This is a genomic window from Ruminococcus sp. HUN007, assembly GCF_000712055.1.
In the GTDB taxonomy this organism is placed as follows: domain Bacteria; phylum Bacillota; class Clostridia; order Oscillospirales; family Ruminococcaceae; genus HUN007.
The window spans coordinates 449321-465477 of sequence record NZ_JOOA01000002.1 but is presented as its reverse complement, the minus strand read 5'-3'; the positions used below and the strand labels follow the sequence as shown (position 1 = coordinate 465477).

The following is a 16157-nucleotide window of genomic DNA, read 5'->3' as shown; positions in this document are numbered from 1 at the left end:
GGTGAATGTTATCTGTTCTGGTGAGTAACATTGTTCACAGTGTTCTGAATACTGGTTGATATCTCGTCAATGGATGATACACATTTGTCGATCGTGTAACCGGATTCAGAGTTTTTGGTAACGAACTTGTCGAGGTTTACAATTATCTTTCTGATGAGTTCAAGAGTACCTGCGATCTCTGAGATAGTTTCTCTTGAAACGCCCTTCGGATTGTTGCAGGCATCGATCATCTGGGTAATTACCTTGTTGATGGTCTTTGCAGCTTCGGCTGTCTTGTCGTTGTTTGAGTAGATCGAAACAGCTTCTTTTCTGATAACAGCGACCTGATCGTTGAGTGACGGCATGTTCTCTCTTATGATCTTTTCGACTGCATCGAGGGTGTTTCTGATCTCGGCAACAGCAGCTGAGTCGTTTCCGCCGATGTTTCTTGAATAGTAAACACAGTTTTCCTTAATGTTTGTACCGTGGAAAACAGCGATAGCCATTTCCTTGCATGTCTTGCATCCGCAGGCCTGGCAGTTGATATTTCTGTCTGCATCTGTGAACTTGAACATGGAATTGTATATGTTGTTGAGGTCAGGAAGTGTCGGAGTGCGGAGAGTGTTTCTCTGCGGCTCGTATTTCCTGAGGAATGTTTCAAGTTTAAGTTCTCTGTCGAATTCCTTGAACAGCTTGTCACCTTTGTTGAGGTTAAAAATACCGTTCTGTCTCTTGACAGCATCTTTTCTTGTTACATCCATTACCCTTGAAATAACTGCCGGAGCAGGAATTTCACCGTTAATTTCTATACCGATACCGCCGTTGCATCCTTCGTCACAGCTGAGAACTTCATAAACATCAGGAATGTAGTCCTTTGCTGCAAGAGCGTTGTATTTGTTAAGGTTGCTGTAAACCTTTGAAATTCCGTCACAGTTTGAAATGTTGATGTCAGGCTGGTATTCGTGAAGGTTCTCCTTAAGTCCTTTCGGCTTGCAGTAAAGAGCACCCATGAGACCCTGTCTGTGTGTGAATTCAAAGCTGAAGCCCTGGCCTGTGCTTGAAAATGTGATCTGTCGTTTTGCAAAGTATTCTTTCATTCTCTTGAATGTAACATTGTACTGAATAAGCTTTGTGGACTCGAATTCAGCCTTGCGGCCGGGACATGGACCGAGATAAGCGAATTCTGAAGTGTCCTTCAGCTTGAACTTTGCATACAGAGCCATGCATATTGCAGGGCTGTAAACAGGTGAGAGCTTTTCAAGAAGTGAATGGTCATGCTTTTCAGCGTAGCTGACAACTGAAGAACATGAGGATGAAATATACTTCTTGATTTTTCCGCTGCTTACTGAACGAAGCTGCGCCCATGTTGCTATGTCGGCGCCGAAAGAAACATCATAGATTTTTCTTATGCCCTGAATATAGAACCATTTGAGAACATCCTGCCATACGTCAGGAAAAGCTACTCTTATAGAAGGATCAACAAGAAGGGAAACCTTTCCCTTTTTACTGTACATGTCTTCAATAAAGTCTTCATAGTCGTCTTCGTAGTATCTTGCGTCGTGCGGGCAGTGTCTGATACATTCACCGCAGCTGATGCAATTGGCAGAATTGATACCTACATAGTTTTTGCCTTCCGGAGTTGTACTTGGAACACAAGCTTCTGGTGCAGGACAAATTCTGATACAAGCATTGCACGCGATGCATTTTTGCGGATTTACTTTGATAATTTCCATGTTATGTACATCAGACTGTAAAAGAACAGTCCATCCTCCTTACAGATTTAGTGATTTTCTTTGCATCTTTAATCGTCTTAACTTTGGTCACCGTGACGCATAAGTGAGATTACCCTTGTCACGCTTTATGCGAAACGACGAAAAAGTAACAACAATTATTCCTTTTGATATATATTTATTTTATCACAAGTATATTAAAAAGTCAATCAAAAATGAACTTTTCTGAACAAAATCTGAAAAATTCAATTACGACTGGAAAAAACAAGATTTTTATAGTATAATAAAAAAGAATGCAGAAAAATATGCTTTCACAGTAACCGGTAAATCTGTTTTTTTACTGCAGATCATAGCTGGTTTATATTTATTGTAAGGAGTTTTTCAAATGGGCATGAATTTCAGCCGCAAGCTGCCGATCCCGAAGGAGATCAAGGAACAGTTCCCGATCGATGCAAAGGTCGTCAGCGTCAAGGAAAATAAAGATAAGGAATTAAGGGATATTTTCACAGGGGCATCTGACAAATTTGTTCTTATAATAGGACCGTGCTCTGCTGACAATGAGGATTCAGTGATCGATTATGTCACAAGACTTGCAAAGGTACAGGAGCAGGTAAAGGACAAGATCATGATCGTTCCGAGAATATACACAAACAAGCCGAGAACAACAGGCGAGGGCTACATGGGAATGGTTCACCAGCCGGATCCGGAAAAGAAGGAAGACCTTATCGGAGGTATTATCTCAGTAAGAAAACTTCACGCAAGAGCTGTAAACGAATCAGGTCTTATATGTGCTGACGAAATGCTCTATCCGGAAAACGGCAGATATCTTGATGATATTCTCGGTTACTGTGCGATCGGTGCGCGTTCAGTTGAGGATCAGCAGCACAGACTTGTTGCCAGCGGCCTTACTATTCCTGTAGGAATGAAGAACCCGACAAGCGGTGACATTTCAGTAATGCTCAATTCCATCAAGGCAGCTCAGGTGCCGCATACATTTATCTACAGAGGCTGGGATGTAACGACAACAGGCAATGACACAGCTCATGCCATCCTCAGAGGATATGTTGACAGCGACGGAAAGTCACACGCCAACTACCACTACGAAGATATGATCCAGCTTTTCGATATGTACCAGCAGAGAAATCTTCTCAACCCTGCTCTTATCGTAGATACAAACCACGCAAATTCAGGAAAGAAGCCTCTTGAACAGATACGTATAGCCAAGGAGATACTCCACAGCTGCAGACATTCCGATGACATAAAGAGCATGGTAAAGGGACTTATGATCGAAAGCTATATTGAAGACGGTGCCCAGAAGATAGGTGAGGGCGTTTACGGAAAGTCCATCACAGACCCGTGCCTCGGCTGGGAAAAGTCTGAAAGACTCATCCTCGACCTTGCAGATCTTCTTTGATCTTAAAGGTTGTTTAATTCGGGATCACTGAAAACACAGTTCAGTGATCCTTTACTTGTGTAGAAGAGGTGCGGAATTTAATGATATCTTTTCTTAGGAAAGAACCTGTTCTTTCTGCGGCAGCTGCAGGTGCGGTCCTGTCTGCCTTTTTTGTTCATCCTTCGGCCGATTATCTGGGGTACATAAACTTTTCGGTGCTTATTCTTCTTTTCTGCCTCATGATGGTCGTGGCAGGGCTTATGGAAACAAAGCTTTTTGACGTAATCTCGGCGGCTATATTAAAAAGCTCCGACAGCTCAAGAACAGTTGCCATGCTTCTGGTAAACATAACGTTTTTCAGTGCTATGCTTATTACCAATGACGTAGCCCTTATCACGCTTGTTCCTTTTACAGTGGGACTCTATAACGGTGCCGGCAGGAAATGCCTTATTCCGCTTGTGGTTATGGAGACAGTGGCGGCCAATCTCGGAAGCATGATAATGCCTTTCGGAAATCCGCAGAACCTGTACATCTACTCGCAGTTCAGCATGAAGATGAGCGAGTTTTCAGAAGCGGTCATTCCTTACGGACTTGTGAGCCTTGCTCTTGTGAACATAGTGACATTTTTCCTTATAAAGGACATGAAGCTTACCGCGGACCGTACAGGTACAGCGAAGATAAGCAGCAAAAGAAACTTTATCATTTACACGGTTCTGTTTGCAGTATGCGTGCTTACGGTGTTAAGAATTTTAAACTGTTATGTCTGTCTTGCCGTAGTAGCTGCAGTATGCGCATTTACAGATCATAAGCTTTTTGCAAAGGTGGATTATTTTCTGCTTCTTACCTTTGTGGCGTTTTTCATCTTTGTCGGAAACCTCACAAAGATAGATGTTATAAGCAGTTCTCTTTCGTCAGTCGTGGCCGGACATGAATTCATCGCCGGTGTACTGGCAAGTCAGGTAATAAGCAATGTTCCGGCGGCTGTAATGCTTTCAGGATTTACAGACAATGCGGGCGCGCTTCTTCTTGGTGTTGACCTCGGAGGACTGGGTACTCTGGTGGCGTCGCTTGCAAGTGTTATTTCATGGAAACAGTATTCCAAAGCTGAAGGAGCCGACATGAAGAAATACATGGCGGTTTTCTCGACGGTGAATTTTGCGCTTCTTGCCGGACTTGCAGCTGTTTACTTTACGGTACAGACGATAAGATAACCTTCCGGTGAAAGCCGGATATGCATACGCACTCTGCCGTATGCAGTACAATGAAAATCAGGTGAACTTAATGAAACAGGTTCACTGTAAAAGAAACGGAGGAAAATTATGATGGAAACAGTTAAGGAACGTTCTGAAGTATCAGAAGAATTCAAGTGGGCAGTTACCGATATCTACAAAAATGATGACTGCTGGAACGATGATTACAACGCAGTAAAGGCTATGACTGAAAAGCTTGCTTCATTCAGGGGCAGACTTTCTGAATCAGCTGAAACAATGCTTGAGTATTTTAAGCTCAACGATGATCTTGGTATTAAGCTCGACAGCCTTGTAAACTACGCTCACCGCAGAAGAGACGAGGACAACAGGAATTCAGTTTACCAGGAAATGTGCGGCAGACTTTCAGCACTTATCTCAGACATTGCTGAAGCAGGTGCCTTTGAAGTGCCGGAGATCCTTTCAATAGATGAGAACGTGCTTGAAGGATTCTTTGAGAAAAACAAGGATCTTGGTCTTTACCGTCTTTACATAAGCCGTCTTCAGAAGAGAAAGGAACACACACTTTCCGAAGCTGAGGAAAGGATCATGGCTCTTGCCGGACAGATGCAGGAAGCACCTGATACAATTTATTCCGTATTTTCCGATGCTGAGCTTGATTTTGAAGATGCCACTGACTCAAAGGGTGAAAAGCATCAGGTGACACACGGAACATATATCCCGCTTGTAAAGAGTTCTGACAGAGTTCTCAGGGAATCAGCTTTCCATTCAATGTATGCAAGCTACGACAAGTACAAGAACACTATTGCATCAATGCTTGCAGCCCAGACAAAGCAGCTTTCTTTCAACGCAAAGGCAAGAAGATATGAATCGTCACTTCATGCCTCACTTGACAGAACAGATGTACCGGTTTCCGTTTACCGCAATCTTATCGATGCAGTTCACAAAAACATGGAGTACATGTATAAATACGTAAGACTGAGAAAGAAACTTCTCGGCGTTGATGAGCTCCACATGTACGATCTCTACACTCCTGTGGTTTCAGACTGCGACATGAAGATAAGCTTTGAAGAGGCTAAGAAAAATGTATACAACGCCCTTGAACCAATGGGTGACGAATACCGCTCCATTCTTATGGAAGGCTTTAACAACCGCTGGATCGACGTTTATGAAAACAAGGGCAAGACAAGCGGTGCCTATTCAGCAGGCGCAAAGGTACATCCGTTCGTTCTTCTGAATCACAAGGATACGCTTAACTGTGAATTTACTCTTGCGCACGAGATGGGTCATGCCATCCATTCGTACTATTCAAACAAAACTCAGCCTCAGGTTTACTCGGACTATGTTATCTTCGTTGCTGAAGTGGCTTCTACATGCAACGAGGCACTTCTTATGGAATATCTTCTTAAGACCACAACCGACAAAAAGCAGAAGGCTTATCTCATAAACTATTTCCTTGAACAGTTCAGAACAACTCTTTACCGTCAGACAATGTTTGCTGAGTTTGAACTTAAGATAAATGAAATGACAGAAAACGGCGAAGGTCTTACTGCTGACAACCTTTCAGCTATCTACTATGATCTCAACAAGCTTTATTTCGGCGATGACATTGTGATTGACAGGGACATAAGCCTTGAATGGGCGAGAATACCGCACTTCTACTATGACTACTACGTTTACCAGTACGCTACAGGCTACAGCGCTGCCATAGCTCTTTCCAGAAAGATTCTTAAGGAAGGCAAACCGGCAGTGGATAACTATATCAAGTTCCTTAGCGGCGGCTGCTCCGCTTCTCCGATAGAGCTTCTTAAGACCGCCGGCGTTGACATGTCTTCACCGGACCCTGTAAACTCAGCCCTTGAAATATTCGGCGAGCTTATCGACGAGCTTGACAGTCTTACAGACTGATTGGAAAGGGGCATTTAAATGGCAGTTATACTTGCATCGGCATCGCCGAGAAGAAGGGAACTGTTGGGTTATATAGTGAGTGATTTTGAATGTATACCGTCAGATATAGATGAGACAATACCGGAGGGTGTATCCGCTGAGGAAAGTGCGGAATATCTTGCATGCATAAAGGCAGAATCCGTTGCGGAAAGTCATCAGTCAGATATTGTCATAGGCTGTGATACTGTGGTGGTATATGAGGGAAAGGTTTTCGGAAAGCCGTGTAATGAGGAAGATGCTGAAAGAATGCTTACGGCTCTTTCCGGAAAAGTTCACAGGGTAATTACCGGTGTCTGCATAATGAGCGGCAGAAAGAAGAAAAGCTTTTCGGAAACTACTGAGGTTGAATTCTTTGAGCTTACTGCCGGTGAGATAAAGAATTACATCGCCACCGGATCACCGATGGACAAGGCCGGGGCTTACGGCATACAGGACGGGGCACTTCTTCCGGCTAAGAGTATAAAAGGTGACTACTTCAATGTTGTAGGACTTCCTGCAGCAAGACTTAAACGTGAACTTGCTTTCTTTATATGATTATTTTTAAGGAAATACTGATTAAATCGGAAATCCGGCTTCGCCGGATTTCCGGAAGGGGAATTTGCGGGGCTTCGCCCCGGTCCCCTAAGCTGATTTATGAATAAATCAGCTTTTCCTTAAACAAAATGATCAGAAAACAGTAGACATTAAACCGGTTTTATGGTAAAATAATGATATTCTATGAATCAGGGGGGATATGAAATGGCAAACTGTCCTGGCTGCGGGGGCCTGCTGAAATTCAGTATTTATGATCAGCAGTTAAAGTGCATGTCATGCAGCGCTTTGTACAGTCCATATGAAAAAAAATGTGCTTGCCAGACCTGATGAACACTCTGGCAGTGAACCGCCGGCTGAGGGTGATGACACTTACGAAGCGACAGTATTTACCTGTCCGCAGTGCGGAGGCGTACTGACAAGTACCGATCACGATCTTTCCGGTAACTGTACGTTCTGCGGTTCGCCGGTGGTTTTTGAATCAAAGCTTGAAAAGCAGAAAAAACCGGACTATATAATTCCTTTCGGAATCAGCAAAAAGCAGTGTAAGAATGCTTACATGAAATACGTTAAAAATAACCCTTACACTCCTGAAAAGCTGAAAGATCCCGAATTTATTGACGGATTCAGGGGAATATATGTTCCTTACTGGATCTATGACGTAAGGCAGGAAGGTTCTTTTACAAGAAAAGGTGACCGTACTGAAGTTCACGGCGAATACACTTATCAGTTTAAGGATGAGGTAACCGGCACTAACTGTTCAGTTTTTAAACATATCATGCATGATGCTTCATCTGTTTTTCATGATGATCTGAGCGAAAAAACCGAACCGTTTGAGACGGTCCGGAATCCGGGATTTCACCGGAGATCTCCGGAATTCAGAGAATTCAGTGAAGGATATTTTGCAGGATTTTATGCCGAACCGGCTGATGTTCCGTCATCGACATATGAGGAGTATGCCGTAAATGTTGCGGAGGACAGAGCACAGAAATATATTGAGACACATTCAAAACTCAGTACATACAACATAACTCTGAAAAAAGAAGAGTTCGGTACAAGGATCAACAGTGTAAAACTTGCGATGATGCCAGTCTGGTTTCTTTCATACAGAAAAGGCGACCGTGTGGCATATGCTGCAGTAAACGGACAGACAGGACGTGTTGTATCCGATACTCCTATTGACACCAAAGTTTTTTTTATAAGGTTTCTTATCGCGGCAGTTATTGCTTTTGTACTGCTGATGTTCACAACGATTCTTCCTGTAAGTGTAACACTTATTTCCGTAATCATGGCTATGCTTGTTACAGGGTACTGTGCGGAAGATACAGCTGCTCTTAAAAATCGTTCATCAGACGGGATCGCCGGCAGGCTGAGAGATAATCTGGTCAACGGAATTTCGCTGGTGGTATTTTTTGTGATACTTGGAGTGATCGCTGTATTCAAGATCCTGTGCCTGATAGAACCGGATTTTGTGACCTTTGTTAATGCATCTTCCTTTTCAGTCATAGCTGTTGTGATAAACATTATTCATCTCATTCTTCTGGTGTGCCTGTTCAGTGATCTTCAGAGTGTAAAAAAGAAAGACAAGTCGGTTTCGTTGTATTTGTGTCCGCTGATAAATATGGCATCAGGTATAGCAGGAAATATTGTGCTTGCAGCAAAACCGGTATGGGATTACTGTTACTATGCTGTCGGTGTGACAGTTCTGGCTGCGGAGCTTGTGTCATTCCTGCTTCTGATAAGAAACTACAACAGGATAGCTACACGTCCTCTTCCGCAGTTCAGCGTTCATAAAGGCGGTGATGACAGTGCAGTATAATGCGAATTTAAAAAGAAATTGTCTTCGTGTGTTTACGATGACTGTTTTCCTGATACTGTGTTTTGTTATTACTCCTGACCGTGCTGTAAAAGCTGATGAGATATACAGAAATTCTGTTACAGGCTACAGAGCTGTGATCGATGATACTGCCGGACTTATTTCAGATGAAGATCCGTATTACGGAAAGCTGACCGAAGAGATGCAGGCACTGACAGAGTATGGTAATGCGGCGCTTCTTACAGTATCGGAAGGATATATTGAATCCACAAGAGATTATGCCAAAAGCAATCTTCATTCTCTTTTCGGAAAAGAGAGTGCAACAGTATTTCTCATAGATCTTGTAAACCGGCAGATTTATATATTCAGTAACGGCGATATTCTTAAAACCGTTACGCAGCCAAGAGGATATATCATCACTGACAACATCTATCGTTATGCTACACTTGCTCAGTACACAGAATGCGCTTGTCATGCATTTGAGCAGGAAATACAGCTTCTTGAAGGCAGTGAAATAGCACAGCCGATGAAATATATCAGCTGTATTCTGCTCGCGCTGCTTTTTGCAGGTTTTATTGTGTATGAAAATGCAAGAAACCATTCTGCCGGATCTGTTGCTGATTCTTCTGAACTGCTGAAATATACAGAACATAACCTTGGAGTAAAAGTAAAAATAAATAACCTCAGCAAAACAAAATACCGTAATGATGATAATAAATCAGACAGCGTAAGAAGTTCCGGCAGCTGGTTCAGTTCTGATGACTACAGCGGAGGCAGCTGGGGCGGAGGAAGCAGCGGAGGAAGTGGCGGCGGCGGAGGCGGCCACAGTTTCTGATGTAAAATACGGGAACGCTTTTTTAATCAGCGTGGGGGTTCGGGGCGAAGCCCCGTAAATCCCACCTCCGGAAATCCGGCGAAGCCGGATTTCCGATTTAATCAGTGTTTCCCTAAAGATATAGGAAAAGGAGAAAAAAATATGAGTGGAATGACAGATTACAAATGCCCGTGCTGCGGAGGACAGATAGAATTCGACAGCGCATCACAGAACATGAAGTGTCCGTTCTGTGACAGTGAATTTTCGATTGAGGCAGTACAGGAAATGCAGGCTGACCAGCTTTCATCAAATGACATGAGCTGGGATACATCAGCAGGTACAGACTGGCAGCCGGGTGAAACAGAGGGCATGAAGATCTATTCGTGCAAGTCATGCGGCGGTGAGATCGTAGCTGATGAACTTACAGGTGCGTCAAGCTGTCCGTACTGCGGAAATCCTGTTGTAATTTCAGGAACATTTGACGGTGACTTAAGACCTGACCTTGTTATCCCGTTCAAGCTTGACAAGAACAAGGCGAAGGAAAAACTTGCGGAGCATCTTAAGGGAAAGAAGTTTCTTCCAAAGGCGTTTACCGACCAGAATCATATTGATGAGATAAAGGGCGTTTATGTTCCTTTCTGGCTTTTCGATGCAGATGCTGACGGCGATATCCGCTACGAAGGTGTCAAGGAACGCAGATGGTCAGACAGCAATTACCGTTACGTTGAAAAGAGCTACTATAATGTAAGACGTACCGGTTCGCTTGCATTTGAACATGTTCCTGTGGACGGATCTTCAAGAATGCCTGACGATCTTATGGAATCAATAGAGCCGTTCGACTATAAGGATGCAGTTACTTTTGAAAAAGCATATCTCTCAGGTTATCTTGCAGACAGATATGATGTTACTGCTGAACAGAGCATTGACCGTGCAAACCACCGTATAGAGCAGAGCGTTATCGATACGTTCAGGGATTCAGTTATCGGATATTCACAGGTAACTGAAAAAGGCAACGCGATTCAGCTCCATAACGGCAAGGCACAGTATGTTCTCTATCCGGTATGGATCCTGAACACAACGTGGAATGACCAGAAGTTCCTCTTTGCAATGAACGGTCAGACAGGAAAATTCGTCGGAAACCTGCCGCTTGACAAGGCAGCATTCCTTAAAGCGATGGCACTGTATTCAACAGTATGTGCAGTCATTGCCTGCATAATAGCATATTTCATGGGATCATAAGGAGGGGTACAGCATGAATTACGTAATAGCTATCCTGATAGGAATTCTTATCGGAGTTATCATAGCATTTGTACAGAAAAGCGCGCTTACTTCAGTTCACATGCAGCATGCAGCCGCTGAGTACATTAAAAGAAACAGTCTGAAGTTTTCAAGAAAGACAGATACTTATCTCTACAAGAGAATTGAAAAGACTGCTATTCCGAAGGAAAATAAGTGAACAGTCAGTCCGCTGATGCTCATTATATAAAAAACAAAACCGCCGTGTTTACCATCTGGTACACGGCGGTTAATTTGTATAGTTTCTCTGAAAATACGAATGGTACTTTATTTCAGTTCATAACAATATATTGCTGTAAATTTAAGCCACTATGCACTATGTATATAAGTTGTATACAAAAACTATTGACTTTTGTATGAAATAATAGTAATATAATTATTGTAAGTGTGCGTGCTGCGTATGGCGGCACGATTTCAGGATTGATTACCGGTGCGTGAAAATGGTCGCGCATTACGGTAAAGGGTTAGGTTTTTAGGAGAGATAAGTATGCGTAAAGTATTTAAGAGGGGCGGAGTGCGCCCTAAAGCAGGAAAAGGTATTGCCGTTTTAATGGGATGCTGTCTTGGAATGACTTCTGTTGTACTTCCTTCAGGAGAAGTTTTACTTAAGGCGGACACTGTAAAGGCAGCGGATTATGCAGCAGAATTCTATGTTTCACCTGACGGTGACGACAACGGAAGCGGTACGATCGATTCGCCTTTCCGTACTCTTGAAAGAGCAAGAGATGCTGTAAGAGAGATCAACGGGAACATGAGCGGTGATATCTGTGTTTATCTCAGAGGCGGTACATACCGTGTTACAAAGACAACAGAGTTCGACACGAGAGATTCAGGTACAAACGGTCATACGGTCTATTATATGGCCTACAAGGATGAAGTTCCTGAACTCAATGCTGCGACACAGGTAACAGGGTGGACACAGTACAAGGACGGAATATACAAGGCACCTCTTGACAGAGACTACAAATTAAGAAACCTGTTCGTAAATGACAGACGTGCAAATATGACCAGCAAACGTGTCAATGCAAAGGGCGGTTTCGGTGACTACAACGTAAACAAGGGTCAGGCTGACTGGGCATGGGATTCCGGCAAAAAGAGCGACGGTATTTCATACAACCCAAATGACCTGCCGGAGATAAAACGCAACAAGGACGATCTTGAGATCATAAACGGTACAACATGGAATGAAAATATCGTTTGTACAAGAGATATCAAGAACGTAAACGGAAATCTTGTCATGTATCTGCAGCAGCCGTACGGTGCGATAGCACAGACACCTGGCTGGGGAGCCGGATTCTCATGCGGAGGCACTCATACGATATACAACGCATTCGAATTCATGGATGAACCGGGCGAGTTCTATTTTGACAAGACCGAAAAGGTGCTTTACTACTGGCCGCGTCAGGGCGAGGATATAAACACGGCAGATGTCGAGGCACCGGTACTTGACAAGATCATTAACATTGCCGGAAAATCAACCACTGACAGAGTAAAGAATATTTCATTCAGCGGTATTACTTTTGAAAATACAGAATTCCAGCTTACTGAAGTAGCCGGATCACACGGAAAAGCAACATGTCAGGCTGCTCAGTCATATACAGCTTTTGCTGATTCCAACTGGCACAACAGAAAATACGAAATGGCTGACACACTTCCTGGTATGATAAATGTCACAAACAGTGAGTCGATTTCATTTACAGACAACGTTATCAAGCACAGCGGTGCAGACGGCCTTTCAATGACAAATGACGTTATTAATTCAGAGGTAACGGGCAACTTTATTACGGATATTACATCCAGCGGTATTACAGTCGGACATCCGCAGCACATATACATCGGTGACGGAAGTTCCTCAAACCATGAAAAATATGCTCCGGGTATTGAAGGCATCTGTAAAAACAACAATGTCAGCGGCAACATGCTCTATGATATTTCCGTTGTTCACGGTTTCGGCGGATGCGCAGCTATCACAGCGTATTTCGTTGAAGGTATTACAATTAATCACAACCAGATAAACAAGACAGCCTACAACGGTATCCATCTCGGATGGGGCTGGTGCAATTTCAAGGATTCAACTACCTGTAAGAACAATTCCATCTGTTACAACCGTGTTACGAACTGTCTTAACAGACTTCACGACAGCGGCGGTATCTATACCATCGGTCAGATGCCGGGCACTATCATAAATGAAAACTACGTTGAAGGCATACCGGCTGCAGCGGCATATCAGCCGACTTACGGACTTCACAACGATGAAGGTACAGCATATATCGAGGAAAACGACAATGTACTCGAAATAGACCCTAACGTAACATATACTATCAACTGTGAAGATTACGGCCAGAAGCATCATCTTAAGATCAAGCGTACATATGCTACAGTAAACAAGATGGGCAAGAATCCTCCGAACAGTGAGATAGATACTCCGATCGTAGTAAAGGACAATGTATGGCCTTTCGCACAGTACAAGGTTTGTCTTAATTCAGGTCTTGACGATGATCATGCAGGACTTGTACCGGGTTATCTGCTTTCCGATGCAGACAGAGTATTCCCGGCAGCATGTGAAACTACCGGCGGCTCAGTTCTTCCTGTAAGAAGCAGCGGCAGCAAAGACAACACCATCTGGCTTGCTCCTTCCGGAACTACATCGTTCACAGCAGGGGATAACATGACGAAGGCTTCAGGTACAGCAACAAAAATAAAAACTCCTGCAAAGGAAGGCGAATATTATCTTTATGTAGTCGGAAACGACGGTACAGTAAAGAGCAGATCAAAGAAGCTTCTCAGAATAAAGGGTACATCGGTTGGTATATCTGCAGTATCATACGACGTAAACTCAGGAACAGAGCTTGAAACCTGCAGCGAAGGCGGCCAGGATGTTGCTTATATCAACAACGGCGACTACATAGGTTTCAAGGGAGTTGACTTCGGAAAATCCACAGAAAAGATCGACTTCAGAGTAGCTTCAAATCTTGAAGGCGGAAAGATCACTATCAAACTCGGCAGCCCTGACGGAAAAACTATCGGTGAGGTCGATGTTACATACACAGGCGGCTGGCAGAAGTGGAAGACAGAAACTGCAAAGATCGAAAAGACAAGCGGTATAAAGGATGTCTACTTCGTATTCAGCGGCAACGGTACAGATTCACTTTTCAACCTCAGCTGGTGGAATCCGGATGTACAGGGAAGCTCAGTAGATATTGAAGTTGTATTCGGCGATACAAACGAAGACGGAAAAGTAAACATTGCCGATGTCATTATGTTAAAGAACGCAGCACTCGGCGGCGAATACAGTGCAAACGGTGACTTCGATGAAAATGAAAAGAATGATTCTGATGACGTTTCAAAGATCATTGAGTTTTTCATCGGAAAGATCACATCGTTTATAGCCTGATGTCAGAGCAGTACCGGATACTGATCCCGGTGCTCATTTAAAATCAGTATTCATCATTATATCACTCCTATAACAGACTACGCTTCACAGATTCATTGCGAAACTGTGAAGCGTAGTTTTTTTATCTGAAAGTTTTTAAACTGGACTTAAAAAACCTGTTGATTTTCAGGAGCTTTTATGATACATTGTTTATATCTGTTTTTCTAATAATTATGATTAGAGCGTCAAAACAGCGATTTTGACTTTTCAAAATTCCAATAGAATCTTGAAAATTTAATATTATTACAAATTATGGATATATCGAAACGTAAATCTCAATATTTAGTAGCTTTCCTTACTCATTTTTCAGGCTATTACCGCATTTTGGGCGCGGCATGCCGAGCCTTGCATGAATTTGCAAAACTTCTGGATGTTCATAGCAGTTACTTTAGCTCCAAAGAATAGTTTCTTTCGAATCATACCTCTTGCCGGTATTTTGTCAACATGATATTTTCTTCGAAGAATGGATGGAAGTGATTCAACACCATTTCGGAATTTAGTTAAGTCACTAAATTCTTTTGTAGAACGTTTTCTCTGTTGCTGAGCTCTGTTTTTACTTTTTAATGAGACTGTTTTCTTACAAACCTTTACTCTCAAGTTAGGTTTACATTCATTAAAGTGTGGACAGTTTTCGCACTTTTCTTTATCGAAGGATGCTACACACTGCCCTGTCTTTTTATTGTAGCTGCAGCTTATTGGTTCATGTCCTCCGGGACACTTTAAGATCTGTGTTCCGTCTTCACTGAATTCAAAATCAGCATTGATATCTGGTGTTTCTTTACCAGTAAGATTAGTGTTTACAATTTCAATGTTTTTTGATTTTGCTAATGCTTCATCAGCTGTATATGCACCGTCAGCTACTATTACTGTGCGGTCGTCTTCCGGCTGAGAATTCATTCTTTCCATTGCATCATTGATGAATTTCTTATCACTGTAATTGTTTGCTTCAAACTGAAAATCAGTTACAAGCGTATCACCGTTTTCATTTGATGATTCTACTAAATTTGCAGCGTATCCTATATGATTTTTACCTGCTTTATGGCGAAATGTTGCTTCCGGATCCGCAGGATTCTGAAGTATTGAAGAATCCATACTTGAATCGTCTGCATCTTTAAGCTGACGGATTCCGTTAGGATATATGTTAGTCTGCTCATTGAGAAAGCGTACCAGCAATTTATATGCACTGCTGTCTTCAATATCTTCATCACACAGGTTCATCAGAATTTTTGCATCTTCAAGAATAGTTACAATCTTGCTATCAACAGATTCACTACGATTATGATATACTACTTTATTTCTGTCATCTACATCAGCATAATGCATGTATTCCAAAGGCACTTCTGCATTACTGCGTTTCATCTCTTTTACAAGGTTTGAAACACATGTATAAAGCAGTTCGAGACGCGACATTTTCTTCACATTTGCAGATATCATCATGCTATCCATACGTTTAAGATGATGATCTATTCCCATAACAAGCGCCATAACATCTGTTATTTCTTTTTCCGTATTTTGTATGAGATCTATTCCTGTTTCAATTTCATACATTGCTAATCTTTCACGAAATCTTCCAAGACTTCTGTCACTAAGGGGCTGTTCATCAAATGATGTTGTGTGAAGTGCATACTGATATCTTATGTCAAACAGCAATGATTCAAGAAATTCATCATCGGACTGTCCTGTTAGCTGCTGAATGAATATTGCGCCTACGAGAACGTTTACCGGAGTATTTGGACGCGATAATTTTTCGCTGTAAAGAACCGCATACGGTGTTTCATCTATTGCAGGAAATACTTTTTCAGCAAATACTTTTGCCCATGATTTTTCTAAAAATCTGCGTTCTCTTTCTGTTAAATTCAGCGTGGAATCGAACATTGATATTTGTTCATTCCTTAAATCGTTTGCTACGAATGACATTTCTTTTTCCTCCGAAATTTGATACTTCTATTGTACCATATTTCGCGTTTTCATTTGTTGTAATAATATTAAATTTTCAAGATGCTTTTGTTG

At 42.4% G+C, this 16157-nt stretch carries 11 protein-coding genes; 9 read left to right on the top strand and 2 right to left on the bottom strand.

Annotated elements, in window-relative coordinates:
* Window positions 1-8 precede the first annotated feature (8 nt).
* A complete protein-coding gene (locus CC97_RS06120; RefSeq protein ID WP_044974257.1) occupies window positions 9-1712 on the bottom strand; it encodes a [Fe-Fe] hydrogenase large subunit C-terminal domain-containing protein in 1704 nt (567 codons plus the stop codon).
* Window positions 1713-2094: 382 nt separating this feature from the next.
* Between CC97_RS06120 and CC97_RS06115 the strand changes: the two genes are divergently transcribed.
* The 9 genes from CC97_RS06115 (at window position 2095) to CC97_RS06075 (ending at window position 14108) form a co-directional block, all read left to right on the top strand.
* Window positions 2095-3123 carry a 3-deoxy-7-phosphoheptulonate synthase gene (locus CC97_RS06115; RefSeq protein ID WP_044974256.1) on the top strand — a complete coding sequence of 343 codons (1029 nt, stop codon included), beginning with the start codon at window positions 2095-2097 and terminating at the stop codon, window positions 3121-3123.
* A gap of 80 nt (window positions 3124-3203) precedes the next feature.
* Window positions 3204-4313, top strand: coding sequence for an SLC13 family permease (locus CC97_RS06110; RefSeq protein ID WP_044974255.1), 1110 nt, complete (start codon window positions 3204-3206; stop codon window positions 4311-4313).
* Window positions 4314-4421: 108 nt separating this feature from the next.
* Complete coding sequence (gene pepF / locus CC97_RS06105; protein WP_044974254.1) at window positions 4422-6218, top strand: oligoendopeptidase F; 1797 nt, start codon at window positions 4422-4424, stop codon at window positions 6216-6218.
* A gap of 18 nt (window positions 6219-6236) precedes the next feature.
* Window positions 6237-6791: a Maf family protein gene (locus tag CC97_RS06100; RefSeq protein WP_044974253.1), complete on the top strand. Its 555-nt coding sequence runs from the start codon at window positions 6237-6239 to the stop codon at window positions 6789-6791.
* Window positions 6792-7089: 298 nt separating this feature from the next.
* The gene (locus CC97_RS06095; protein WP_156036795.1) at window positions 7090-8607 is read left to right on the top strand and encodes an EI24 domain-containing protein; all 1518 of its coding nucleotides are present in this window, start codon (window positions 7090-7092) and stop codon (window positions 8605-8607) included.
* A complete protein-coding gene (locus tag CC97_RS06090) occupies window positions 8597-9439 on the top strand; it encodes a TPM domain-containing protein (protein WP_044974251.1) in 843 nt (280 codons plus the stop codon). Before CC97_RS06095 ends, CC97_RS06090 begins: the two co-directional genes overlap by 11 nt.
* Window positions 9440-9580: 141 nt before the next feature.
* Entirely contained in the window at window positions 9581-10657 is a 1077-nt protein-coding gene (locus CC97_RS06085) for a zinc finger domain, LSD1 subclass (protein ID WP_044974250.1), read from the top strand.
* 13 nt (window positions 10658-10670) lie between these two features.
* Window positions 10671-10874 (top strand): hypothetical protein, encoded by a 204-nt coding sequence (locus CC97_RS06080; RefSeq protein ID WP_044974249.1) that lies wholly within the window; start codon window positions 10671-10673, stop codon window positions 10872-10874.
* A 327-nt stretch (window positions 10875-11201) separates the two neighbouring features.
* A complete protein-coding gene (locus CC97_RS06075) occupies window positions 11202-14108 on the top strand; it encodes a carbohydrate-binding protein (protein ID WP_044974248.1) in 2907 nt (968 codons plus the stop codon).
* Window positions 14109-14453: 345 nt separating this feature from the next.
* On the opposite strand, the gene CC97_RS06070 is transcribed toward CC97_RS06075, so the two are convergent.
* On the bottom strand, window positions 14454-16064 hold the full coding sequence (locus CC97_RS06070) for a transposase (protein WP_044973085.1): 1611 nt from the start codon (window positions 16062-16064) through the stop codon (window positions 14454-14456).
* Window positions 16065-16157: the final 93 nt, after the last annotated feature.